We start from the raw sequence: 25,551 nt of genomic DNA on the forward strand, positions 1-25,551 counted from the left end.
TCCAGTTTGGCTTCTCCACAGCCTGCTGTAGCGCTTACAGCCGGCCTCAAAGCTCTAGCCGGCCAGCCCCAAGCGGGCGCTGTAGTCTGCCGCCGACCAGAGCTTCCACGTAGAGTTGCCCTGCAGCTCCAAGACAAGGTCGTGGTAGGCCAGGAGGGTGGGGCGGTGGCCGACACTGACGTAGGTGGTGTTGAGGCGTTGCAGTTGCAGGTAGAGCAGTTTTTCGTTGGCCACATCCAGGGCGCTGGTGGCCTCGTCCAAAATGGCGTAGCGGGGCCGTGTAATTAAGATGCGGGCAAAGGCCAGGCGCTGCTGTTCGCCCAAAGAGAGAGTGCTGGCCCAATCTTTCTCCACGTCGAAGCCGCCCACCCGCTCCGGCAAGTCAGCGAGGTTAACTTGGGCCAAGATCTGCAGGAGCTCCTCGTCGGTCAGATCCCGGCGACGGCCTGGATAGAGGAGTTGATCCCGCAGGGATCCCAGGAGCATGTAGGGCTTCTGGGGCAGGAAGAGCATCTCGCCGGTGTCGGGACGGGCGATGGATCCCTGGCCGTTGCTCCACAGGCCAGCAATGGCTCGCAGCAGGGAGCTCTTGCCGCTGCCGCTGACCCCCACAATCAATAGCCGTTGGCCTGCCTCCAAACTTAGGGACAGATCCCGAACCAAGGTTCGTTCCGAATTGGGCGTAAGCAAAGTAACATGCTGCAGCGCCAGGTGGGGGGCAATGCGGGTTTGGATGGCGCTTTCTCGAGGGCGCAGCTGGCGCAGGGCCGGATCCTCCAAAGCTTCGTAAAAGGATCCCAGGCGGTTGATCCCGGCGGCAAAGCTGGAAATGCTCTGGATCTGGTTGGCCACAATCGAAAGGGCGCTCAGCACCTGGCTAAAGGCAATGGTGGCCTGGGTGATGGTGCCAAAATCCCGCACGCCGCTGAAGTAAAGGGGAGCCACAATCACATAGGGAACGATGCGGGTAAAGTAGTTATAGGCATACTGAAAGATATCGATAATTGCTTGCCAAATGATCAACAAATTAAAGTTGCGCAAGGCAGCAGCGAAGCGATTCAGGATCTGTCTTAGCTCTAGGTTTTCGCCCTGGTAAAAGGCAATGGACTCGGCGTTGTCTCGCACGTGTACTAGGCTGTAGCGAAAGTCGGCCTCGTAGCGCAGTTGATCGAAGTTAATTTTAATCAGCCTGCGACCAGCCAAAACGGCAATGCCAGTGCCAATGGTAGCGTAGATAACCAATCCTATCGCCAGCACGCGGGAAATGCTGTAGAGAATGCCGGTGAAGGCGTAGAGAGTGAGGATTGAGTCGAGAATATCCAACAAAAAAGAAAGGGTGGTGCCAGTAAAGGAGCGAACGTCTTCTGAAATGCGCTGGTCAGGGTTATCGATTTCGGTGTTGGCAGCGTTGGAATCCAGCTCGTAGTAGGCCCGCCGGTCAAAGTAGCGATCCAGGAAGTAGTCGGTTAGCCATTCCCGCCAAAACAGGCCCAGCTTTAGCCGCGTATAGCGGTAGATCACCAAGATGGGAATGGCTGAGATAATCAACACCCCGTAGATGATCAAAAACTGCCAGAAGGTGCTCTCTTCCTTTTGCTGCAGGGCAGTGTCGATAAAACGAAAGATAAAGCTAATCATTACATTGAGCCGGTTTACTGTTAGGGACAGAAACAGCAAAAAGGTAAGGAGCACCCATTGCAACCAGCGCCGATGGATCTGCCTCCATACCACCCCAAACGCCAGGCTGCTTAGGGCCAAGCTGGCTGCTGCCACCCATAGCACTGGCGAGGCTAGGTTTCTCTCTGTTTGCTCGACCAAGCCTGCTGCTAGGGTTCGGAAGAACTCTGGAAAAAGGGCCTTTCCAACCAGGGTTACCCCAATCTCGACAAAGAACATGAGGCCAACCACAAACACCATGGATGCTGCTAGCAGGCCAAAGAAAATCCAGCCTCCATAGCGCACCCTCGGGTAAAAATATGGCTGAGCTACGGTGATAAAGCGGTCCCAAAGTTTGCGGTCGAAGTTAAACTGATAGGTTTGGGAGTCCATGTTGGCAGCCGTCGGCAAGAGCGTGGGAGCCTTACAACATCTTCCAGGCTAGCAGGCCAGGGATCCCCATCTCTGTTCAGCAGGAGCAACTTCTCTAGCTGGCAAGTCCGACTGGCTAGGCAGGATCCCCTTGCAGCCGCTTTTGCCATGCCGCGTGAGCCGCTAGCCACACCGTCTGCACCGGCACGCGGAACTCTTGGGCGCGGGCCACACAGTCGCGAAACTCCGGCTGGGCGTTGACGATGCGGCCGTGGTGGCAGGCCACCTTGACGTCCACCAGGCCGTAGGGAGTTTCCACCCGCTCGATCCGCCGCTCCAGGACGGTGCGCTGCTGCAGGGAGTGGCGAATGCCCAGGGTGGTGGTTTCCCGGAAGAGGAGATCCTGGCACTCCAGCACGCGATCCGGCGGGCAGATGACCGTCAGTAATACCCCTGGTCGTCCCTGCTTCATGGTGATGGGCTGGGTAAACACGTCCCAGGCACCGAGGGCCAGCAACTGCTCACAGGTGTAGGCAATGACTTGAGGGTTGAGATCGTCAATCTGGGTTTGTAAGACCGAGACAATCTCGGTCGGCTCATGCCCCTGCGATTGACCAATCCAAAGGCGAAAGATGTTGGGAATGGGCAGCTCACGGCTGCCAGCCCCCCGCCCCACTTTTTCCAGCCGCAGCGGTGGACAAGGCCCAAACTCTTCTGCCAGCGCCACTGCCAAGGCTGCCCCGGTGGGGGTAACCAGCTCGGCTTCCACGCCGTTGCTGAACACTGGCACATGCCCCATTTCCCACAGCTCAATCACCGCCGGAACGGGCACCGCTAGCTGGCCGTGTTCGGTGCTGACCCAGCCGCCGCCAATGGGGTGGGGAGAAGAGATCACCTGCTCCACCTGCAGCCAATCGAGACCAACACAGGTGCCGACGATATCCACCAGGGCATCGACAGCCCCCACCTCGTGGAAATGCACTTTTTCCAGGGGAACCTGATGAACTTTTGCCTCTGCCTGGGCCAGCTTCTCGAAAACCTTGAGGCTGCGGGCCTTGACCGCAGGAGCCAAGCGGGATCTGGCAATCAAAGCCTGGATCTCCAACCAGGAGCGAGGGGGCAGGGATCCGTCCAGCACCTCCACCACCGCCTGCAGGGCAGGCTGCCCACAGCGCTGCACGCGACTCACCTGCAGGTTGTATTCCCCCCCGATGCCCAAGGCCTGGAGCTGCTGGTTGAGATACTCCAGGGGCACCCCGCAATCCAGCAGCGCCCCCAGGCACATGTCGCCGGCAATGCCCGCTGCGCAGTCAAAGTAAGCTACTTTCATACCAGCATGATAAGAACTCGCGGAAGAAGTTGAGCGCTTTGAAGCGTCCTGAGGCAGCAAAAGCCAAGAGGGGATCCCAGCTGCGGATCCCCCTGGGGATCCTGCTGGCGGCGACGCTGCTGCTGTGGGGTCTGTGGGGATCGGCGGCGAACGGCCAGACTCGCCTCAACTTCAACAACGCCGATCTGCGAGGGCAGGATCTGTCGCGTCAGGATTGGCGAGGCAGCAGCTTTGTCAGCGCCAACCTGCAGGGTGCCGACCTGCACGGGGCTAACCTCACCGGCGTGGTCTTCACCAAGGCCAATCTGGCGGGGGCCAACCTGGCTGGGGCGGATCTGAGCAACAGCCTGCTGGATCTGGCCAACCTAGCGGGTGCCGACCTCCGAGGAGCCAACCTCAGGGGAGCGATCGCCGCGCGGGCCGTTTGGGAAGGGGCTCAGATTGCCGGCGCCGACTTCAGCGAGGCCTATGTGGATCGGGCAGCCCTGCGGCAGTTGTGCCAGCGGGCAGAGGGATCCCATCCCGTAACCGGAGTTTCCACTCGCGCAAGTCTCGGCTGTCCTTGAAAGCTGGCAAAGGTGAAGAAAACAGGATCCCTGACCCTCGCCAGCCGGATTGACCTTTAGATTGGGTGAGGCATTGATCGTACCTCAGCCATGAGCAAGCCCAGCTTTGCGGTGATCGGCCTGGCGGTGATGGGGGAAAACCTGGCCCTCAACGTCGAACGCAACGGCTTTCCAGTTGTTGTCTACAACCGCACCCGCTCCAAAACCGAGCAGTTCATCCAAGGGCGAGCCCAGGGCAAACAGATTACCCCCGCCTACAGCCTGCCGGAGTTGGTGCAACAAATGGATCGGCCCCGCAGAATCTTGATCATGGTCAAGGCAGGCCCAGCGGTGGATGCCCTCATCGACGAGCTCAAGCCGCTGCTGGAGCCGGGCGACATCCTCATCGATGGCGGCAACTCTCTCTACAGCGACACCGACCGGCGCGCTGCGGCCCTGGAGCCTACTGGGATCCACTTTGTCGGCATGGGGGTGAGCGGCGGGGAAGAAGGCGCCCTCAACGGCCCTAGCCTCATGCCTGGCGGCAGTCTGGAAGCCTACCACTTACTGGAGCCCATCCTCACCAAAATTGCCGCCCAAGGGCCGGACGGCCCCTGTGTCACCTACCTGGGGCCCAAAGGGGGCGGGCACTACGTGAAGATGGTGCACAACGGCATCGAATACGGCGACATGCAACTCATTGCCGAGGTCTACGACCTCATGCGCAGGGGGCTAAAGCTTTCGGCACCCCAGATGCAGGAGATCTTCCAAGCCTGGAACGAGACGGAGCTGGAGTCGTTTCTGATTGAGATTACCGCCAAGATCTTGGGGACGCTGGATGCGGAGACGGGCAGGCCGCTGGTGGATCTCATTTTGGACAAGGCAGGCCAGAAGGGCACGGGCCTGTGGACGGTCAAGGACGCCCTGGATTTGGGGGTGCCAGTGCCCACCATCGAGGCGGCAGTGCAGGCCCGCATTCTCTCGTCGATGAAGGAAGAGCGGGTGGCCGCCTCCAAGCAGTTGCAAGGGCCAGGAACCACCTTTGAAGGGGATCCCGGCCGCTTCCTTCAGGATCTGCGCGCCGCTCTCTATTGTTCCAAGATCTGCTCCTATGCCCAGGGGATGGCGCTGCTCCGGCAAGCCACCGTTGCCCACGGCTACATCTACACCTTTAGCGAGATCCCTCGCATCTGGAAGGGGGGCTGCATCATCCGCGCCCGCCTCCTGGGCAAAATCCAGGCAGCCTACCAGCGGGATCCGGAGCTGGTCAACCTGCTTCTGGATGAGGAGTTCAAGCAGGCCATCCAGGAACGGCAGGGAGCCTGGCGGCGGGTGGTGGCCACCGCGGCAGCTTTGGGGATCCCGATCCCGGCCATCAGCGCCTCCCTGGCCTACTACGACAGCTACCGCACTGCCGAGCTGCCCCAAAACCTCACCCAGGCCCAGCGGGACTTCTTCGGCGCCCATACCTTTGAACGCATCGACAGGCCGGGGGTTTTCCACCACACCTGGAGCGCCTAGAGGGAAGCCCCACCTAGACCCAGGGGCGTCTGCTTAACCGTAAAGCCCCACACTTCGGTATGGAAAGGCTCTCCTTCTTGGGGGAAATCCTTGCGGAAGTGGGCTCCGCGGCTTTCCTCTCGCAACAGAGCCCCTTGCGCCACCAGGCGGGCAAGCAGCAGCAAACTCCCGGCCTCGACCTCTTCCCGGCTGGCCCAGGGCTTCTCCTCCAGGGGTAGGGCCTCTGCAAAAGCCAGAAAAGTCCGCAACTGCTCTCCCTCCCGCACCACGCCTAGCGCTTCTCCCACCTGCTGCCTGAGCTTGGGAAGCAGAGAGGGCGGCGCCGTCAGCAGCGGTAGAGCCTGCACCTGCCGCGGTGGATCCTGGAGGTCCCGCAGGGCAGCTAGGGCAGCCCGCTTGCCCATGACCAGCCCCTCCAAGAGGCTGTTGGAAGCCAAACGGTTTGCCCCGTGCAGGCCTGTAGAAGCCACTTCCCCCGCCGCGTAGAGGCCTGGCAGGCCCGTGCAGCCAAAGGCATCCGTTCGCACGCCGCCCATGACGTAGTGGGCAGCGGGAGCAACCGGCAGGGGCTCTCTTTTGGGATCCAGCCCCAAAGCGCGGGCAGAGGCAACAACGGTAGGAAAGCGCTCTTCCAGATGGGGCACAGCTTGGAGGTCCAGGTAAACTCCCCCCGTCCGCTGCTGCTCCCAGAACACTGCCTGGGCCACCACATCCCGCGGCGCTAGATCCCCCAGCTCCGCATAGCGAGGCATAAAGCGCTCCCTCCAGGCGTTGAGCAGCACGGCCCCTGCCCCTCGGGCGGCTTCACTGACCAGGGCTCCGTTGGGCAAAACGGTGGGGTGAAACTGCACAAACTCGAGATCCCTGAGAATGGCCCCTGCTCGCCAGGCCAGGGCCATGCCATCGCCAGTAGCTCCCGGCGGAGCTGTGGAGAGGGGGAAGAGGCTGCCAAACCCGCCTGTAGCCAGGAGAACCGCCCCCGCCCTTACCTGAAGAAAGCCCTCCGGCCCGAGGAGCAGGGCTCCTCCCACTCTCTCCCCTGCCATCAAAAGGCTGAGGGCTGTGTAGCCCTCCAAAGGCGGCTTGCTCAGGCGAGCCAGCAGGCCTCTGAGAAGCCATAGCCCACTCCGATCCCCTCCCAGATGGCGTACCCGCGCCCGCGAATGGCCCCCTTCCCGCACTGGCTCAGGGTGGAAGGGGAGCCCCCAGGACAAAAGCTTCTCTAGGTGAAAGGGCGCTTCCTCCAGAATGGAGCGGGCCACTTCGGTCTCCACCAGGCCCCGGCCTGCCTGCAGGGTGTCCTGGAGGTGGGCCTCCACATCCGCCGCATCCAGCGGAAAAGCCACCCCCCCCTGCGCCCAAGGAGTGGATCCCGAGGGGAGGGGATCCTTGCTCACCACCAGGGCTCTAGCCCCCTCCGCTTCCGCCCACAGGGCTGCATAGACCCCTGCCACCCCTGCTCCCAGGATCAGGAGGTCTGTTTCCGCCGGGAAAGCCGTGGACACCACTGGACAAAACCGCCCCTCGACCGGGGCGCCCCCCTTCTAGGCTCCCGCCGGCACCGACAGCATGGCCAGGAGGGACTTGCGGGCTTTTTCGGCCACCGCCTCTGGCACCTGGATCACGTGGCGCATCTCCAGCAGGGAGCGATAGATCTTTTCCAGAGTAATTTTTTTCATGTACTCGCAGACGGCGTCTGCTTTGACAGGGATAAACCTCTTGTTGGGGGCCTCTTTTTGCAGCCGGTGGAGAATGCCCACCTCGGTGGCGACCACAAACTCGCGGCTGGCCGAAGTTTTGGCATAACGCACCATCCCCTCGGTAGAAAGGAGCTTGGCGTCCGGCTTGAGAAATAGACAACTGGAGCCACAACTGCACTCGGGGTGGATGAGGAACTCCGCCTCTGGGTGCCTCTCTGCCATCGCCTTGAGGTGCTCCTCCCGGATGCCGACATGGACGTGGCACTCGCCGGGGAATAGATCCAGCTCCCTCCCCGTTGCCTGGGCTACATAGGCCCCCAGGAACATATCCGGCACAAAAAAGATGGGGCGATCCGGCGGCAGGCTAGCCACCACTTGAACGGCGTTGGCGCTGGTTACGCAGACATCGGCTAGGGCCTTGATCTCGGCAGCGGTGTTGACGTAGGCAACCACCAGGCCCTCTGGGTTGGCCTCTTTCCAGCGCTGCACATCCTCCGGGCGGATGCTGTCGGCTAGGGAGCAGCCAGCCTCCAGATCCGGCAGCAGCACCGTCTTTTCCGGGTTGAGGATGGCTGCCGTTTCGGCCATGAAGTGGACGCCCGCAAAGACGATGACCTGGGCGTTCGTTTTCTGCGCCTCACGGGCCAGGCCCAGCGAGTCTCCCACAAAGTCCGCCACCTCTTGCACCTCGGGGAGTTGGTAGGAGTGGGCTAGGATAACCGCCTGCCTTTCTCGCTTGAGCCGAGCTATTTCCTGCACGAGGGTTGCTTCTGTCATCCTATCTAGGCCGGCCATCGAGTACAGATCCTGCCTTTGCCAGGCTGCCTGCCAAAAAATCCGAGACAAGGCGTTCCCAGCAGCTGGGCTTGGGCTATTCATCTAGCCTAGCATCAGAAGCAGCCCCCGCCAGGGCAGACCTCAGGGCCGCACTACTAGCAAAGAGAGATCCAAGGCTTTGGCCGAGTGAGTCAGGGCCCCCACACTGATGTAATCCACGCCTGCCTCAGCCGCTTGCCGGGCGCGCTCTAGGTTCATGTTGCCGCTAGCTTCTAGGGGAACTTTCCCCCCTACCCGTTGAACGGCAACCCGGATCTGCTCCAAGGGGAAGTTATCGAGAAGAATTAGATCAGCGCCTGCTGCCAAAGCCTCCTCCAGCTCTTGGAGGTTGCGTACCTCAACCTCGACCTTGAGGTGGTGGGGGGCCCCTGCTTTGGCCCGCTGGATGGCTGCCGAGATGCCGCCTGCGCCGCGGATGTGGTTTTCCTTGATCAAGATGCCGTCGAAGAGGCCAAAGCGGTGGTTTTTGCCGCCCCCGACTCGAACGGCGTATTTCTCCAGGGCGCGCAAGCCAGGGGTGGTCTTGCGGGTGTCCAAAAGCTGGGCTGAGGTTCCCCGCAGCGCCTCTACGTAGGTGCGGGTGAGGGTGGCAATGCCGGAAAGCCTTTGGAGAAGGTTCAGCGCCAGCCTTTCTGCTGCCAGAATGCCCCGCAGGGATCCCTTGAGCTGGACTACCTCCTGGCCAGCAGCCACAGAGGCCCCTTCCTCTACCTTGGGGGCGAACTGCACCTGGGGATCCACTAGCCGGAAAACCCGCTTGGCAATCTCCAAACCCGCTAGGATCCCTGGCTCCTTGGCTAGGATCACCGCCTCGCCCTCCACGCCGGGGGGCAGGGTCAGCTCACTGGTGAGATCGCCGTGGCCAAGATCTTCCTGTAGCCAGGCGCACAGGGTCTCCTCTGGGATGTAGAATGCTTGCATCATCTTTTGCAGAAGTTGGTTGCTTATGGCCTCGGCTGGATCCCCTAAGTCCAATAGTGGCACTTTCAGCCGTCGTCAGTTGCTCAAAGCAGGAGCTGCCGCGCTAGGAGGCAGTTTGCTGGCCGCAGCAGGTGCTCAAGCGCAGCGGCGAACTTCCCCCACCCTCATCGTGGCGCAGAGATCCAAGCTCGACCGAGTTTCCTATGCTACCAACTGGTATGCCCAAGCGGAGCATGGCGGCTTCTATCAGGCGGTGGCCACAGGCATTTACCGCGAGTACGGGCTAGACGTCACCATCAAGATGGGCAGCCCCCAGGTCAACATCACCCAGATTTTGGCCGGTGGAGCTGCTGACTTTGCCATGGGGGGAAGCGCGGGAGTCATCAACGCTGTGCGGGAAGGGATCCCGCTCATCTGCGTGGCGGCTATTTTCCAAAAAGACCCGCAGGTTCTCCTGGCCCATCCCGGCACCAAGCGCCTGGAGGAGCTCAAGGGCCGACCCATTTTCGTGTCCAAGGGGGCCTTTACCACCTACTGGCCCTTCCTGAAAGCCAAGTACGGCTTTACTGACGACCAAACCCGCCCCTACAACTTCAACCCTGGCCCCTTCTTGGCCGATCCCAGCTCTGCCCAGCAGGGGTACCTCACCTCTGAGCCTTTTGCCATCGAAAAACAAGGAGGGTTTAAGCCAGTCGTTTTTCTCCTGGCCGACTACGGCTACAACCCCTATGCTACGACCATCGAGACGCGGCGCCAATTGGTGGAAACCAAGCCTGACTTGGTGCAGCGATTTGTCGATGCCTCCATCAAGGGCTGGTACAGCTTTCTCGAGGATCCCCGCCCCGCCTATCGCCTCATCAAGCGGGATAACCCAGAGATGACCGATGAGCAGTTGGCCTACAGCTTTGAGAAGTTGAAAGAGTACGGCATCATTTTGTCTGGCGACGCCCTGGAAAAGGGCATTGGCGCCATGACCCACGAACGTTGGCAAAGCTTCTTTGAGACCATGACTGTAGCAGGCGTCTTTGAGCCAACTATCAACTACCGAGCTGCCTACACCCTGGACTTTGTCAACAAAGGTCCTGATTACTACAAGAAGAGCTAGGCCTATGCCCTGCAGCGGCCCGGTAACCTCCCTAGGGGCAGATAGCGATTGTTGGCTTGTCTAAGTCAAGATTGACACCCTTGCTAGCTTTCCCTTAGCTCAGCCTTACATCCCTCTGGTTTGGCTAAAATCCGCAGGAACCCTCGTGCCCAGTTTGGCTTGTCGAGCACCTTGGCTTAGCGAGCACGTAGAGGGAGGGAACAATCTTGCTTGCGCCAGTCGAGGGTCGTAAGCGATTTGAGTGGACGATGGGCAGCTCCCCGAGCGGAGGGTGAGCGGGTTTGGGAAAGCGGCAAGACGGCTTCCACGACCTCTTGGTCGGTCTGGAACTGGTGCCAGTAAGGCTTTGGGAGGCAGAGCTCTAGAAAAAAGCTAGAGTGAGGGGCTTGAACCGGCCCTCTCTGCATCGCCGTGGGCGCAAGTGGCTTGCCTAAGTGATAATCAGTGATAATCATAACTGGTGACGATTGGAGCAAATTAGCCGTGAAAGTTGCTTACGTATTCATTACCCCCCGCGGCGGCACCTACAAGCTAGGCCAGATGATCCTGCCGCAGCTTGAGGCGGGAGTCCACGGCGCAGAAGTGGTGGGCATGTTCTTTTTCGACGACAACTGCTTTGTCTTGCGGCAGGGGGATCCCATCGGCGAGGGCCTAGCCAAGATTGCCGAAGCGCAAAACATTTTGCTGATGATGTGCGATATGTGCGCCCTGGAGCGCAACCTGGCGGAAGGGGAACCCAAGTGGTGCGACGCCCAGGGACGTGGACGCAAGGAGCCGGGCTACTGCGTTCCCAAAAACGTGGTTAAAGGCGTGCAGGTGGGCTGCTTCCCCGACCTCTACGCGGCCTTGAAAGACAACCCACCTGACCAAGTGATCAGCTTGTAACAGGCCTAGCTGACGGCTACGGCAGCGGGCGGCTCCTGGCGGGGCTGAGAGCCAATCTTGCGGAAGACCAGCCGCTCGTTGGCCACATCTACCAGAATGCGGTCGCCGGGCAGGAACTCGTTTTCCAGCAGCTTGGTGGCGATGGGGTTTTCGATCTCCCGCTGAATCACCCGCTTCAGCGGGCGGGCCCCAAACATGGGGTCGTAGCCCAGCTCGGCCAGGTAGTCCTTAGCCTCTTCGGTAAGCAGGAGCTCGATTTGCTGATCCGCCAGCAACTGCTCCACCCGCCGCATCTGCAGACTGACGATCTGGCGGATTTGCTCTCGGGTGAGGGCGTGGAAGATGATGATCTCGTCCACGCGGTTGAGGAACTCCGGCCGGAAGTGCTGCCGCAACAGAGTCAGCACCTGGCTTTTCATCTCCTCGTAGCGGCTTTCGTCGCCCCCGATTTCTAGGATGAGCTCGCTACCGATGTTACTGGTCATGATGATGATGGTGTTTTTGAAGTCCACCGTCCTGCCCTGGGAGTCGGTGATGCGGCCATCGTCAAGTACCTGCAGCAGGATGTTGAAAACATCGGGATGGGCTTTTTCCACCTCGTCAAAGAGCACCACCGAGTAGGGGCGGCGCCGCACCGCTTCGGAAAGCTGCCCGCCTTCTTCGTAGCCCACATAGCCCGGCGGAGCACCGATGAGGCGGGAGACCGAGTGTTTCTCCATATACTCCGACATGTCGAGGCGCACCATTGCCTCGGAGCTGTCGAAGAGGAACTCCGCCAAGGCGCGGGCCAGCTCGGTTTTGCCGACGCCAGTGGGGCCCATGAACAGGAACGAGCCAATGGGCCGATTGGGATCCTTGAGGCCGGCCCGGGCCCGCCGGATGGCTGCCGCTACTGCCGCTACCGCCTCGTCTTGGCCCACCACCCGCTGGTGCAAATGGGCTTCTAGGCGCAGCAGCTTTTGCTTTTCCGACTCCATTAGGCTAGTGACCGGGATCCCGGTCCAGCGGGAAACAATCTCGGCAATGTCTTCGGGCGTCACCTGTTCCCGCAGCAAGGGCTCGCCGTTGGCCTGCAGCTTGGCCAGGTAGGCCTCCTGTTCTTGGATTTGGCGCTCCAGCTCCATCAGCTTGCCGTATTTGAGCTCGGCAGCCCGATTGAGGTCGTACTTCTGCTCGGCTTGCTCAATCTGCAGCTTGACAGCGTCCCGTTCGGCCTTGAGGTTTTGCAGGCGCTCGATGGCCTCTTTTTCCATTTGCCAACGGGCGCTCAGCTCCCGCTGCCGCTCCATCAAGTTGGCTAGCTCCTGCTCAATTTTGCCCAGGCGCTCCTTGGAGGCGGGGTCATCTTCTTTCTTGAGGGAAAGCTCCTCCATCTGCAGTTGCATGATGCGCCGGTCAATCTCGTCTAGCTCGACGGGCTTGGAGGTAATCTCCATCTTGAGCTTAGCCGCTGCCTCATCCACTAGGTCAATGGCCTTGTCAGGCAAAAAGCGCTCGGAAATGTAGCGGTTGGAGAGAACCGCCGCTGCCACCAGGGCCGAATCGCTGATTTTTACTCCGTGGTGCAGCTCGTAGCGCTCCTTGAGGCCGCGCAGGATGGAGATGGTGTCTTCCACGGAGGGCTGATCCACATACACCGGCTGGAAGCGGCGCTCCAGGGCAGCGTCTTTTTCAATGTACTTGCGGTACTCATCCAGGGTGGTGGCGCCAATGCAGCGCAATTCACCGCGGGCCAGCATGGGCTTGAGCAGGTTGCCAGCATCCATGGCTCCCTCGGCGGCCCCTGCCCCTACCACCGTGTGCAGCTCGTCAATGAAGAGGATGATCTGGCCCTCCGATTCGGTAACCTCCTTCAGCACGGCCTTGAGGCGATCTTCAAATTCGCCGCGGTACTTGGCCCCAGCAATCAGGGATCCCATGTCCAAGGCAATGACCCGCCGGTTTTTCAACGACTCCGGCACATCTCCCCGGTTGATGCGCTGGGCCAGGCCCTCGACAATGGCGGTTTTGCCCACGCCCGGCTCGCCGATGAGCACGGGGTTGTTTTTGGTGCGGCGGGAGAGCACCTGAATGACCCGACGGATCTCCTCGTCCCGCCCAATGACCGGATCCAGCTTCCCTTCGCGAGCAGCCTTGGTAAGGTCGCGGCCATAGCGCTCCAGGGCTTCGTAGCGGGCCTCCGGGTTTTTGTCGGTAACCCGCTGCTTGCCTCGCACTTGCTGAATGACGGGTTTAAGGCGCTCGACCGTCAGACCCAGGGGTGCTAGAACCCGCTTGCCCACCCGCTCGTCGTCTAGGGCTCCTAGGAGCAGGTGCTCCACCGAGATGAAATCATCGCCATACTCTTTGCGAAACTCCTCGGCCCGATCCAGGGTGGTCTCCAGGCCGCGGCCCAGGTAGAGCTGATCCACCCGCGCCAATTTTGGCTGCTGGTTGATGAAAGCCTCGACGCGATCCCGCACCCGCCTTGGCTCAATGCCAGCCCGCTGCAGAATTATTGGGGTAAGGCCGCCCTCTTGGTCCAAAAGCGAGATAAGCAGGTGCTCGGTTTCCAACTGCTGCTGTTGGTGGCGTCGGGCTACATCCTGGGATTGAACCAGGGCGCTCCAGGCTTTCTCGGTAAATTGGTTGGGATTGGTGGGCTGCATAGGAGTTCGCAAGTTGTTCTCTCAATCCAGATATCGCCCATTGGGCCAAAGTTGGAGTTCGTAACAACCGTCCCTCGGGGGAGGGATCCCCGCCTCATTCCTCCTCTTCGCAGGGCCGTCCCTCGCCAATCACCGCCAGGTCAATCTGTTGGCGGTAGTAATCCACGTTCTTGACCTGCACCTCCACCCGGTCCCCAAGGCGGAACTGGCGCCGGGTTTTTCGCCCCACCAGGGCTTGTTTGCGGTATTCGTACCAATCGTTTTTCAAGGTGCTCACCCGCACCAGCCCTTCTGCCAAAATGGGATCTACTAGCACGAAAAAGCCGTAGCTCTGGACGCTGACGATCAGGCCGGGGAACGTCTCCCCGAGGTGTTTTTGCATAAACTCGCACCGCTTCAAGCCCATCAGCTCCCGCTCTGCCTGTTGGTGGAGCTGATACCCCGCCTGGATTTTGGGCAGTTGCGCTTGGAGAAAGGCCTGCCACTCCTCCTGCACTTTTGGCGGCAGCACCTGCCAATCAAGTTGGTCGTAGCCGCTGGGGCTGTGCAGATCCACCACGGTTTTGGAGCGAGGGCTACGCCGATTGCGCCCTTTGCTTAGAGCCAGACCCAGAGCCCGCAAGTTGAGCAGATCGGCATAGCGGCGCAAAGGGGCAGTAAAAGAGGCATAGGGCTCTTTGAGACCCAGGCCAAAATGTCCATCCTGCAGAGGCTGCAGGCAATACTCGACGGGGGGCAGAGTAGCCAACAGCTGGGCCACCAAGGCTGGGCTAGTCCCTGCGGCCAACACATCGGGGGCAGTGATGCGGGCACAGATCCGCTGCCAATCGGCCAGCGTTACCGTCTCCGGCTCCTGCAAGTTCAGATCCAGCTTCATGGCGTTGGCCAGGCGCAGGAAGTTCTGCAGGGCCTCAGCGGTGGGGGGCTTCTGCACCCGGGCCAAAGAGGGGATCCCCAGCCGGCGCAGGTGGTGGCCCAGAACTTGGTTGGCCAGCAGAAGAATTTCGGTCATCAGGGCGTGGGCGCCAAAGCGATCGCTAATCAGGAGGGGCCCGTAGCCGCTCTCGTCGGCAGAGTAGGGGGTGAGCAAGTCCAAAAGCGGCAGGTCGAACCCACCAGCTTGGTGGCGCTTGACCCGTAGGATTTGGCTAAGACGGAGCAGGTTTTGCAGCAGGGCCATCAATTCTGGCACCTCCTCCTCGGGGCCAAGATCCGCAGCAGTGGCCAAAAGCGCCTGCACCTGGCCGTAGGAGAGGTGGGCCCGTGACCGCACCAGGCTGGGGTGGATCTCAAAGTTCCGCACCACCCCCTCGGCGTCAATGGTGATTAGCAGCGAATAGGCCAGGCGCTCCTGCTGCGGCAAGAGAGCCAGGCGGCTATGCACTTCCGGCGGGAAAAGGGGCAGCACCACGCTATCCAGGTAAACCGTGGCGGTGCGCCGCTGCGCCTCCTGCTCCAGCGGGTGATCCGGATCCAGCCAGTGGGCCACGTCGGCAATGTGCACCCCTAGCAGCCAGTGGCCCTCTTCTTGCCGCTGCAGGGAGACGGCCACATTGGGCTCGAGGCCGTGGGGGTGCTGCAAGTCCAGCGGTTCTAGGGTGATGCAAAACCAATCCCGTAGATCCAGACGGCCCTTCTGGTCAGGGCGGCTTAGCTTTTTGGGCAAGGCTGCTGCCGCTTCCAACACCGCCGGGGGAAACTCCTGGGGCAGGTCGTACTTACAGCAGACCAGATCCACGTCGATAGAAGCCTCGGGACCATGGCCCAAAATCTTGCGGATGCTGCCCACCGGCGGCAGGTTGCCAAGGGGGTAGCGCTTCACCTCCACATAGGCCAGCCGACCTTCAGCCAGCTCAGAAACAGGCGCTGGGGAGGAGGGATCCGGCTCGCTCAGGACGAGCTCGAACAGCAGCCGGTCGTCCAAGGGCACTACCCGAAAGCCTTCCTCCGTCTGCTTGAGACGGCCCACCAGCGTAGGGTTGGCCCGCTCCACTACAGCCACCACCTCTCCCTCGGGGCTGCGGCGGCGATTGCCTTCTTTGGTAATCCGGGCTATCACTTGGTCGCCATTCCAAGCGCCATTGAGGTTGCTGCCGTGGATGTACACATCCTCTGCTCCCGGCTCATCCCGAACGGCAAAGCAAAAGCCCTTGTTGGAGCAGCGCAACCGCCCCACGACCAAGGATTCATCCGGCTTACGCCGGTAGCGAGGCGGATCCCCCGCTCGTTCAAGAAACCCCGCCCGCACTAGTCCATCGAGGGCAATGTCCAGCATTGCCACTGCTTCGGGATCAGAAGTTGGCACAAGGGCTAGCAGCGTCTCTCTATCGCTCCATTGCTCGGCAGGTTGGGAGAGAAAATGATGAAAAATCCGAGAGAAGTCCATTGCAGGGAAGCAGAGAGGAGCAAAACCTGCAAACTCAACGCCTTGAAGCTAGTCGCGGTGGCCCGTGACGATGAACGCCACCCGCTGGCCAATGTTGGCGCTGTGGTCAGCTAGCCGCTCCAGGTAGCGAATAGCCAGCAACATCAATAGGATAGGCTCGATGGATCCCTTGACGTCAGACTGCTGCGCCAACGTATTGTAAAGGTTGGTGTAATCTTCATCAACGGCGTCGTCCTCCCGCTTGAGTTGTCGGCCCAGCTCGGCATCCAATTCCGTCAGGGCCGCAAGACTATGGCTGAGCATTTTCTGGCAGCGCCGCATCATCACGCGAATGCGCCCCAGCTGGGGCGGCGGGGGGTAGAGAGCCAGGCGCAAAGCCACCTCAGCCAAGTCTTTGGCGTAGTCGCCAATTCGCTCCAGATCCCGAACCAGCTGCATCAGGGTGCTGATCCAGCGCAGATCCCGCGCCACTGGCGAGCGCAAGGCGATGAGGTCAATACAGTCTTTCTCGATTTGACGATAGAAGCGGTCGATTTGCTTGTCTTGGTCGATGGCCTGTTCGGCGGCAGCTAAGTTCTGTTCAAAGAGGGCTTGCTGAGCCAAGACCAGCGATTTTTCCGCCAGCGCCCCCATGCGCAGCACATCCTGCTGAATCCGCTTGATCTGAAGTTGCAGCTCAGCTTGCCCCATGGCTTTCTCCCTGGGAATAGCTGCTGTCGTTTGCAGCTTCCAGAGCCTGTAAATTTCATTTGTAGATCTTGATCATGGCAAACTTTTCTTGAGCAGTGGAAAACTGGCTCCCACTCTCCGCGCTGGAGGACAGGGATGAGCCGTCTCCCCATTGTCGTTTTGGACGATGACCCTACCGGATCCCAGACTGTCCATAGCTGCCTGCTGCTGACCCGCTGGGATCTGGAAACGCTCAAGTTGGGGTTACAGGATAGCTCGCCAATTCGCTTTATCCTCACCAACACGCGATCCCTGCCAGCGGCGGAGGCTGCCGAGGTGACGCGGTCGGTCTGCCGGGCCCTGAAGCAGGCCATGGGAGAGCTGGGGTGGGAGCGGGCCCTTTTCATCAGCCGCTCCGACTCGACGCTGCGCGGGCACTATCCCTTGGAGACGGATGTGATGGCGGCGGAGCTGGGGCCTTTTGATGCCCACTTTCTGGTGCCGGCCTTTTTTGAAGGAGGACGCATCACCCGCAACAGTGTCCATTATCTACGGGTGGAGGGCCGCTGGGTGCCAGTCCATGAGACGGAGTTTGCCCGCGATGCGGTGTTTGGCTACCACCACAGCTATTTGCCCGAGTATGTGCAGGAAAAGACCCAGGGGCGGATCCGGGCCGAGCAGGTGGTGCGATTGACCCTGGAGCAGATTCGCGCTGGCTGTCTGGAGCAGCTTTTAGGTCTAGGGGGGAATGTCTGCTGTGTGGTGGATGGAGAAACGCAGGCAGATCTGGATCGTTTTGCCCAGGATGTCTGGGCGGCCATAGAGCAGGGGAAGCGCTTTTTGTTTCGCAGCGCCGCCAGCCTCTTGACGGCTTTGGCCCAGTTGCCGCCGCAGCCGGTTCCGCCAGAAGAGATGGGGCAGTTTGTCCGCTCTGACCGGCCAGGGGTGGTGATCGTGGGATCCCATGTCCAAAAGACCAGCCAGCAGTTGGCCCGCCTGCTCCAGGAGCCAGGGATCCAGGGCATCGAGGTGGAGGTAAGGCGGCTCTTGGAGCCGGGGAAGGAAGCCGAGCTGCTGCCGGCAATCCTGGAGCAAGTCCACCGCGCCTACGGGCAGGGCCTGACGCCGGTGGTCTACACCAGCCGGGAAGAAGTGGGGTTTGACGGCGCCAACCCGGAGGCACGGCTGGCCTTTGGGCAGAGAGTTTCCCGCCTGTTGATGGCCATTGTGCAGGGGCTGCCGGAAGGGATCGGCTATCTCATCAGCAAGGGCGGCATTACCTCCAACAACATCCTCAGCGTTGGCCTCAACCTGCCAGCGGTGCGGCTGCTAGGGCAGATCTACCCAGGGATCTCCATGGTGCTCACGCCAGCAGACCATCCCCGCTTTCCCAACTTGCCGGTAGTGCTGTTTCCGGGCAACGTGGGCGAGGCGGATACGCTGGTTTTGATCTACCGTCGCCTCCGCAGCCGCGGCTTGGTCTAGCCTAGTCCTTCCCGCCATGGCTGAACTCGTCTCCCCACCTGAAACTCTGCCTGCCTTGGAGGGCTGGTGGGGATCCCTGCGGCAGAAACCAACGGTGCTGCCTCCGGCGGTGGTTCACTGCTGTTCTGAGAGCCTGGGCAGCCCGGATGCCGATGTGGTGATTGCCGGCGGCACCCTGGGGCTTCTCTTGGGAGCGGCCTTAGCCAAGCGGGGCTGGCGGGTGATCCTAATCGAGCGCGGCATCCTGCGGGGGCGGGAGCAGGAGTGGAACACCTCCCGGCGAGAGCTACAAGTGCTGTTGGAGCTGGAGCTGCTCACCCCAACCGAATGGGAGGCGGTGCAGGTGACCCACTACCCCCGAGGGCGCATTGGCTTTGGGGAGGGCCCCACCTGGTGGGTGGAAGGGGTGCTCAATGTGGGCGTGGATCCGGTCAGCTTGCTGGAGTTCCTCAAGCAGCACTTCCTAGACTGGGGAGGGCAGTTGCAGGAGCAAACTGGCTTTCTTGGCGCCACCATCCACCCCGACGGGATCCGCATCCAGACCACCACCGGCCAGCTCAGCGCCCAGCTCCTGGTGGATGCCATGGGGCACCGCTCCCCCATCGTGGCCCAGGCTCGCCAAGGGCAGCCGCCGGACAGCGTCTGTCTGGTGGTGGGATCCTGTGCCCAGGGTCTGCCGGAGCAACCCACGGGGGATCTGTTCTACAGCTTTACCCCAGCCCAGAACGGCTACCAGCCCTTCTGGGAGGCCTTCCCCGCCCGCGATGGGCGCACCACCTATCTGTTTACCTACTGCGACCGGGATCCCCGCCGACCGAGTCTAGAGAGGCTCTGGCAGGACTACTGCCGGCTGCTCCCTGCCTACCAGGGGGTTGAGCTGGAGCAAATCCGCTGGGTGCGCAAGCTGTGTGGCGTTTTCCCCGCCTACCGGCGCAGCCCGCTGCAACTGCCCTGGGATCGCCTTCTGGCAGTAGGAGACAGTAGCGGCAGCCAGTCGCCTTTGAGCTTTGGCGGCTTTGGGGCAATGTTGCGCCATCTGGATCGTCTGCAACAGGGAATCCACGAGGCTCTAGCCCAGCGGCAGTTGGATCGGGCGGCCCTGGCCCTGCTGCAGCCCTACCAGCCCAATTTGGCGGTAACCTGGCTGTTTCAAAAAGCAATGATCCCTCCTTTGGGAGAGGAAAACTGGGATCCCCATAGCATTAACCGCCTGTTGAGCAGGGTATTTGAAGCCATGGTTGCCGCCGGACCCCAGGTGGTGCAGCCCTTTTTGCAGGATGTGGTGCAGCTTGGCGGCTTGGCCCAGGCCCTGTGGGGGGTGACGCGTCGGGATCCCAGCTTGGTAGCCAGACTTTTGCCTCGGTTGGGGTTGCCGGAGCTGGTGGCATGGGCGGGCCACTTTGGCGCCCTTGGCCTCTACGAGCTGCTGCAAAGGCTAACGGATCGCCCGGAGCTGGAAACCGACCCCCAAGACTACTTCTGGAAGCGGCGCCGCGAGGCTTGGCGCTACGGCTGCGGTCAAGATTACAAGTTATTCCCATAGTGATATCGAAACATTGTCAATGTAATCAAGATCACCATTACGTTTCACGACATCACCATTACGTTTCACGACGTTTGATATCCATAGTGGAAGAGTTGGGAATTCTTTATCCATCCACTCGTCAGTGTAGGAGTTAGCCATGGTTATTCTCGACTACAGCGATGCAGAGAGTGGCTTCTGGGCTTCGACTCCTCAGGGTTTGGTGGAGGTGATCAGGTTTCAGAATCACTTCTACGCCCGTCGGCAAGTGTGCAAATGCGCCCAAGACGCGATATCTGCCTGTCGCGCCGACATTGAAAGGGGATTTCTTAGCATTGTGGTGCAGTTTGAGAATCACGCGGAAGTGTGGGCTCAACTGTCGCCGGGCGTACCCGTGCAGTCCCAACCAGAGGCTGCTCCTACGGGTAACCCTGCCAAGCCCAAGCTGACCTATCGCGGCCAACCAGTGAGCGAACCTTCCCGAAATCCCAGCCTCGCCCGCAGGCCCTTGCCTGACTCCCTCTATTTCCGCGGCGCGAAGATCGGCTAGACCGTTTCCGTTTGCCAGGTCTGGAGCGGTCGAGATTTCCCTTCTGGCCGCAGCCATCTGCGTTAGCGGTGCAAAGCACCATAGAGGCCCACCCCATAGCCCAGTACCTCAACCGGATCCCCTTGGCTTTCTGCCGGCAGTTGGGATCCCTTTCCCAACCACTGGGCCTCGTGGCTATCCAAAAGCTTCTCCCAGGTGCCGCTGGGCCATTGGGTATAGGTGACTGGCTGATCGGGGCTGAAATTGAAAAGGGCAAGCAAAGACTGGGATCCCTGGCGGCGGTGCAGGGCCAGGCCAGAGCCGGAAAACAGCTCCACTTCCACCCCCTCCCGCTCTAGGTGCTGGAGGGCCGGTTGGGTTTTGCGCAGCCGGATCAGGGTCTGGTACCACTTCCAGAGAACCTGGTGGTGACCGGCCTCCTTCAACTCCCAGTTCAGCTTGGAGCGCAAGAAGGTCTCCTCTGCCTGGGGATCCGGGGGCTCGCCCCGCCAGGCAAAGGCGCTGAACTCGCGGCAGCGTCCCTGGCGCACTGCTTTCACCAGGTTGGGATCCCCGTGGCTGATGAAGTAGAGAAAGGGGGCCACCTCCCCATACTCTTCCCCCATAAACAGCAGCGGCAACATAGGAGCTAGCAGCAGGGCAGCGGCGGCCAACTTCAGGCCCGCAAAGGAGGTGAGCTGGCTGAGGCGCTCCCCCAACATGCGGTTGCCCACCTGGTCGTGGTTTTGAATGCAGATGACAAACTGGGATCCCGGCCTGCTGACGGCGGAATTGCCGTGGCGGCGGAGTCGGTAGCGGGAGTACTGGCCGGAGTAGACGTAGCTCTCCCGGTAGGCCTTGGCCAGGTGCTCCAATTGGCCGAAGTCTTGGTAGTAGCCTGTCTTTTCCCCAGTAAGCAGGGTGTGAACCGAGTGATGAAAGTCGTCGCACCACTGGGCGTCTAGCCCGTAGCCCCCTTGCTTGCGGGGGGTGATGAGGCGGACGTCGTTGAGGTCGCTTTCAGCTACAAGCACCCTGGGCCAGCCCGTGCGCGCTTCTAGGGCATCCACCCGCTCCGCCAATTCCTGCAAAAAAGGGTAGGCGCTGAAGTCGTAGATGGCATGCACCGCGTCCAGCCGCAGGCCATCCAGGTGAAACTCCTCCAGCCAGTACTCGGCGTTTTGCAGAAAAAACTCCCGCACCCCGTCCGAATAGGGGCCGTCGAAGTTCATGGCCTTCCCCCACGGCGTACGGTACTTGTCGGCAAAGTAGGGGCCGAAATCCCCCAAGTAGTTCCCCTCCGGACCCAGGTGGTTGTAGACCACATCCAAGACGACAGCCAGGCCCTGCTGATGGCAGGCGTTCACCAACGCTTTCAGGCCCGCTGCTCCCCCATAGCTAGTCTGCACGGCATAGGGATAGACGCCGTCATAGCCCCAGTTGCGCTCCCCTGGAAACTGGGCTACCGGCATCAGCTCCAATACGTTGACCCCCAGCTCCACAAGTTGCGGCAGGCGAGGAATGATGGCGGCAAAGGTGCCCTCCGGGGTAAAGGTGCCCACGTGCAGCTCGTAGAGGATCCACTGGGAGAGAGGGATCCCCTTCCACCCCTGATCCTGCCAGTCAAAGTGGGGATCCACCACCCGCGAGGGGCCATGGACGCCGTAGGGCTGGCAGCGGGAAGCGGGATCTGGCCGCTCCACCACCCCCACTGCGGTGTGCAGGCGGTAGAGGTAGTCCACCGGTCCAGGCGGGATCCCCTCCACCTCCCCCTGCCAGTAGCCCTGCTCATCTTGGGTCAGAGGGATGAGCCGTCGGACGGGGCTAGTCAGCTTTAGCTCGACTCGTTCAACCAAAGGCGCCCAAACCGAGAAGCGATAGCGGCCCTCGCCCAAGGGATAGGCGCCAATTCGTCCAACCGGGGAACGCGGAAGCACGAAACCTGTCTGCGCAACTCGGCTTCTACTATAGCGAGGCTTGCCCCCCGGCAGTTTTAGGCTTCTGCCATAGTGGAATTGGCCTCTTGCTCTCCGTCTCTATGTTCAACTACCCTCCTAGCCATCCGGATCCCACCGTTGTCGACGTCTACCATGGGCAAGCAGTGCCGGATCCCTATCGCTGGCTGGAGGATCTGGACTCTGAGCAAACGCGGGCCTGGGTCGAGGCGCAAAACCGGCTCACCTTTGACTACTTGCAGCGGATCCCGGCGCGGCAGCGGCTCCTGGAGCGCCTAACCCAGCTCTGGAACTACGAAAAATACAGCCAGCCTTTCAAAGAAGGGGGCCGCTACTTCTACTTCAAAAACGACGGCCTGCAAAACCAGAGCGTTCTCTATACCCAAGAGAGCCTGGAGGCCGAGGCCCGGGTTTTGCTAGATCCCAACACCCTTTCCGAAGATGGCACCGTGGCCCTTTCGGGCATTGCCATCAGCCGCGATGGGCGCTATCTGGCCTATGGCCTCTCCCGCTCCGGCTCCGACTGGCAAGAGTGGAAGGTGCGCGATATTGAAACGGGAGAAGACCTGCCGGATCACTTGCGCTGGATTAAGTTCTCGGGGGCCAGCTGGACGCCGGACGGACAGGGGTTTTTCTACAGCCGCTACGACGAGCCGCCCCCCGGCAGGGAATACGAAAGCGCCAACTACTTCCAAAAGCTCTACTACCACCGCCTGGGCACTCCCCAGTCGGAAGATCCCTTAGTCTACCACCGCCCTGACCAAAAAGAGTGGGGCTTTGCCGGCGGGGTTACCGAAGATGGCAACTACCTCATCATCTCCGTCTGGCGGGGCACGGATCCCAAAAACCTCCTCTTCTACAAAGACCTGCGGGATCCCAACTCGCCAGTGGTGGAGCTTATCCGCGAGTTCGAGGCCGAGTACAGCTTTGTCGGCAACGACGGCTCCCGCTTTTGGCTGCTCACCGACCTCAACGCCCCCCGGCGGCGACTGGTGGCCATTGATCTTGACAACCCAGGGCAGGTGCAAGAGGTGATCCCTGAAGCCGAGGAAACCCTGCAAGGGGTTAGCCTCATCAACAACCAATTTGTTGCCTTCTACCTCAAAGACGCCTACACCCAGATCAAGACCTTTGCTCTAGACGGCACCTACCTGGGGGAAATTCCCTTGCCAGGGCTGGGATCCGCCAGCGGCTTTGGCGGCAAACGCTATGACACCGAAACCTTCTATACCTTCACCAGCTTCACCACCCCGCCCACCATCTACCGCTACGACTTCACCACTGGCAGGAGCACCCTATTCCGTCAGCCGCAGGTGGACTTCGATCCCCAAGCCTATGAGGTGCAGCAGGTGTTCTACCCTAGCAAAGACGGCACCCGCATCCCCATGTTCCTCGTCCACCGCCGTGGCCTGGCTCGGACAGGGGATCAGCCGACCCTGCTGTACGGCTACGGCGGCTTTGGCATCTCCCTGACTCCCAGCTTTTCGGTGGGCCTGGTGGCCTGGCTGGAGATGGGAGGGGTTTACGCCCAGCCCAATTTGCGCGGCGGCGGCGAATACGGGGAAGCCTGGCACCAGGCGGGCACCAAGCTCAACAAGCAAAAGGTGTTCGACGACTTCATCGCCGCGGCTGAGTGGCTAGTGGCCAATGGCTACACCAACCCCTCCAAGTTGGCCATCTCTGGTGGCAGCAACGGCGGCCTCTTGGTAGGGGCTTGCCTGACCCAAAGGCCGGATCTCTTTGCGGCAGCCCTGCCCGCCGTGGGGGTGTTCGACATGCTGCGCTTTCACAAGTTCACCATCGGCTGGGCCTGGATCTCGGAGTATGGATCCCCGGAGGACCCAGAGGAGTTCAAGGCCCTCTACGCCTATTCCCCCCTGCACAACCTCAAGCCCGGCACTGCCTATCCCGCCACCCTAATTACCACCGCCGATCACGACGACCGCGTGGTGCCGGCCCACAGCTTTAAGTTTGCCGCTGCCCTGCAAGCAGCCCAGGGGGGATCCCAGCCCATCCTCATTCGCATCGACACCAAAGCCGGCCACGGAGCCGGCAAGCCCACCACCAAGCTTATCGAAGAGACCGCCGACCGCTGGGCCTTTTTGGTGGAGGTGCTGGGGATCCAGACCGACTAGCGACTTCGCGCCGGCAGGGCCCGAGGGCCCAGGCCCACCCGACCGGCATAAACTGCTGCTTCCCCCAGCTCGTCTTCGATGCGCAGCAGTTGGTTGTACTTGGCAATGCGCTCGCTGCGACAAAGGGATCCTGTTTTGATCTGGCCGGCGCGGGTGGCCACCGCCAGGTCGGCAATGGTGGTGTCTTCCGTCTCGCCGGAGCGGTGGCTGATGATGGTGCGAAAGCCCGCCTGAGCGGCCAGTTGAAGGGTCGAGACCGTTTCTGTCAGCGTGCCAATCTGGTTGAGCTTGATCAAAATGGCGTTGGCCACACCGCTGTCGATGCCTTTCTGCAGCCGAGCTGGGTTGGTAACAAACAGGTCGTCCCCTACCAGTTGCACGCGAGATCCCAGTTGAGCAGTCATGGCCTGCCAGCCAGCCCAATCTTCTTCGGCCAGACCATCTTCAATGGAAAGGATGGGATAGTTGGCTAGCAGTTGCTCGTAGTAATTGACCATCTGCTCGGCGCTGCGGGCTTTGCCCTCAAAGTGGTACTGCCCATCCTCCAGCAGTTCATTGGCCGCTACATCCAGGGCCAAGGCGACCTCTTCCCCTGGCTTGTAGCCCGCTCGTTCAATAGCGGTTATCAACAGATCCAAAGCGGCAGCGTTGGAGTCGAGGTTGGGGGCAAATCCCCCCTCATCTCCTACCCCCGTGGACAGCCCCTTCTGTTGCAGCACTTGCTTTAGCGCCGCAAACACCTCCGCCCCATAGCGCAGCGCCTCGCGAAAGCTGGGTGCCCCAATGGGCACGAGCATGAACTCTTGAATATCGAGGTTGTTGTCGGCGTGGGCGCCGCCGTTGAGCACATTCATGAGCGGCACTGGCAGCAGGTTGGCAAAGGGTCCGCCCAGGTACCTGTACAAAGGCAGGCCCACCGCATTGGCAGCCGCCTTAGCCGTGGCCAAAGAGACCGCCAAGATGGCATTGGCTCCCAGTTGCGACTTGTTGGGGGTGCCATCCAGATCGATCATCAACTGGTCGATGCGGGCCTGGTTGAGGGCATCTTCTCCCCGCAGCTCCGACTGGATGGGGCCAAGAATGTTTTCCACCGCCCTCAACACGCCCTTGCCGCTGTAGCGCCTGGGATCCCCATCCCGCAGCTCGTGAGCCTCAAAAGTGCCAGTCGAAGCGCCACTGGGCACCTGGGCCAAGCCGGTTGCTCCATTGGCCAGGCCCACCAGAGCTTCTAAGGTCGGTTGTCCCCGCGAGTCGAGGATCTCATGGGCGGTAATCCACTCGATGGCCGTTTCCACAGTTGCACCTCAGCAATTGGCTAGACAGTTCTGGCCAAAGCCCAATTGCCAATAG

18 protein-coding genes are annotated in these 25,551 nt (G+C 60.9%); 8 read left to right on the forward strand and 10 right to left on the reverse strand.

Going from position 1 to position 25,551, the window contains the following annotated elements; translation table 11 throughout:
- Positions 1–54: 54 nt before the first annotated feature.
- Entirely contained in the window at positions 55–2,049 is a 1,995-nt protein-coding gene (locus tag NW808_RS09475; RefSeq protein ID WP_414421026.1) for an ABC transporter ATP-binding protein/permease, read from the reverse strand.
- Positions 2,050–2,164: 115 nt separating this feature from the next.
- A complete protein-coding gene (gene larC / locus NW808_RS09480) occupies positions 2,165–3,358 on the reverse strand; it encodes a nickel pincer cofactor biosynthesis protein LarC (protein WP_414421027.1) in 1,194 nt (397 codons plus the stop codon).
- 38 nt (positions 3,359–3,396) lie between these two features.
- Between larC and NW808_RS09485 the strand changes: the two genes are divergently transcribed.
- Both NW808_RS09485 and gndA read left to right on the forward strand, forming a co-directional pair.
- Entirely contained in the window at positions 3,397–3,924 is a 528-nt protein-coding gene (locus tag NW808_RS09485; protein ID WP_414394737.1) for a pentapeptide repeat-containing protein, read from the forward strand.
- A 90-nt stretch (positions 3,925–4,014) separates the two neighbouring features.
- Positions 4,015–5,424 carry an NADP-dependent phosphogluconate dehydrogenase gene (gene gndA / locus NW808_RS09490; protein WP_414421028.1) on the forward strand — a complete coding sequence of 470 codons (1,410 nt, stop codon included), beginning with the start codon at positions 4,015–4,017 and terminating at the stop codon, positions 5,422–5,424.
- On the opposite strand, the gene NW808_RS09495 is transcribed toward gndA, so the two are convergent.
- From NW808_RS09495 to nadC, 3 genes are all read right to left on the reverse strand, one after another.
- Entirely contained in the window at positions 5,421–6,932 is a 1,512-nt protein-coding gene (locus NW808_RS09495) for an L-aspartate oxidase (RefSeq protein WP_414421029.1), read from the reverse strand. The two genes, gndA and NW808_RS09495, sit on opposite strands and share 4 nt — an antisense overlap.
- A 36-nt stretch (positions 6,933–6,968) precedes the next feature.
- The gene (gene nadA, locus NW808_RS09500; protein ID WP_414394741.1) at positions 6,969–7,901 is read right to left on the reverse strand and encodes a quinolinate synthase NadA; all 933 of its coding nucleotides are present in this window, start codon (positions 7,899–7,901) and stop codon (positions 6,969–6,971) included.
- A gap of 141 nt (positions 7,902–8,042) precedes the next feature.
- Positions 8,043–8,885: a carboxylating nicotinate-nucleotide diphosphorylase gene (gene nadC, locus NW808_RS09505; protein ID WP_414421030.1), complete on the reverse strand. Its 843-nt coding sequence runs from the start codon at positions 8,883–8,885 to the stop codon at positions 8,043–8,045.
- 22 nt (positions 8,886–8,907) lie between these two features.
- Between nadC and NW808_RS09510 the strand changes: the two genes are divergently transcribed.
- A complete protein-coding gene (locus NW808_RS09510) occupies positions 8,908–9,987 on the forward strand; it encodes an ABC transporter substrate-binding protein (RefSeq protein WP_414421031.1) in 1,080 nt (359 codons plus the stop codon).
- A 483-nt stretch (positions 9,988–10,470) separates the two neighbouring features.
- The gene (locus NW808_RS09515) at positions 10,471–10,872 is read left to right on the forward strand and encodes a SaoD/DsrE family protein (protein WP_414421032.1); all 402 of its coding nucleotides are present in this window, start codon (positions 10,471–10,473) and stop codon (positions 10,870–10,872) included.
- A gap of 5 nt (positions 10,873–10,877) precedes the next feature.
- Here the strand turns inward: NW808_RS09515 and clpB are convergent, their stop codons facing one another.
- The 3 genes from clpB to phoU all read right to left on the reverse strand — a co-directional run bounded on the left by clpB (position 10,878) and on the right by phoU (position 16,596).
- Positions 10,878–13,520: an ATP-dependent chaperone ClpB gene (clpB, locus tag NW808_RS09520; RefSeq protein WP_414394818.1), complete on the reverse strand. Its 2,643-nt coding sequence runs from the start codon at positions 13,518–13,520 to the stop codon at positions 10,878–10,880.
- Between the two features lie 94 nt (positions 13,521–13,614).
- Positions 13,615–15,906: a ribonuclease R family protein gene (locus NW808_RS09525; RefSeq protein WP_414394748.1), complete on the reverse strand. Its 2,292-nt coding sequence runs from the start codon at positions 15,904–15,906 to the stop codon at positions 13,615–13,617.
- A gap of 48 nt (positions 15,907–15,954) precedes the next feature.
- Positions 15,955–16,596: a phosphate signaling complex protein PhoU gene (gene phoU / locus NW808_RS09530; protein WP_414421033.1), complete on the reverse strand. Its 642-nt coding sequence runs from the start codon at positions 16,594–16,596 to the stop codon at positions 15,955–15,957.
- Between the two features lie 135 nt (positions 16,597–16,731).
- On the opposite strand from phoU, the gene NW808_RS09535 reads away from it, so the two are divergent.
- The 3 genes from NW808_RS09535 (at position 16,732) to NW808_RS09545 (ending at position 20,132) form a co-directional block, all read left to right on the forward strand.
- Complete coding sequence (locus NW808_RS09535) at positions 16,732–18,060, forward strand: four-carbon acid sugar kinase family protein (protein WP_414421034.1); 1,329 nt, start codon at positions 16,732–16,734, stop codon at positions 18,058–18,060.
- Positions 18,061–18,076: 16 nt separating this feature from the next.
- Positions 18,077–19,603, forward strand: a complete 1,527-nt coding sequence (locus tag NW808_RS09540) for an FAD-binding oxidoreductase (RefSeq protein WP_414421035.1) — start codon at positions 18,077–18,079, stop codon at positions 19,601–19,603.
- Positions 19,604–19,742: 139 nt separating this feature from the next.
- Positions 19,743–20,132, forward strand: a complete 390-nt coding sequence (locus tag NW808_RS09545) for a hypothetical protein (RefSeq protein ID WP_414421036.1) — start codon at positions 19,743–19,745, stop codon at positions 20,130–20,132.
- Between the two features lie 62 nt (positions 20,133–20,194).
- Here the strand turns inward: NW808_RS09545 and treZ are convergent, their stop codons facing one another.
- Positions 20,195–22,048, reverse strand: coding sequence for a malto-oligosyltrehalose trehalohydrolase (gene treZ / locus NW808_RS09550; protein WP_414421037.1), 1,854 nt, complete (start codon positions 22,046–22,048; stop codon positions 20,195–20,197).
- A 101-nt stretch (positions 22,049–22,149) separates the two neighbouring features.
- Here treZ and NW808_RS09555 point away from each other — a divergent pair, with 101 nt between their 5' ends.
- Positions 22,150–24,201 (forward strand): prolyl oligopeptidase family serine peptidase, encoded by a 2,052-nt coding sequence (locus NW808_RS09555; protein ID WP_414421038.1) that lies wholly within the window; start codon positions 22,150–22,152, stop codon positions 24,199–24,201.
- Here the strand turns inward: NW808_RS09555 and eno are convergent.
- Positions 24,198–25,496, reverse strand: coding sequence for a phosphopyruvate hydratase (gene eno, locus NW808_RS09560; RefSeq protein WP_414394758.1), 1,299 nt, complete (start codon positions 25,494–25,496; stop codon positions 24,198–24,200). The two genes, NW808_RS09555 and eno, sit on opposite strands and share 4 nt — an antisense overlap.
- Between the last annotated feature and the right edge of the window lie 55 nt (positions 25,497–25,551).

This window comes from Synechococcus sp. W70.1, from assembly GCF_047461515.1.
Lineage (GTDB): Bacteria > Cyanobacteriota > Cyanobacteriia > Thermostichales > Thermostichaceae > Thermostichus.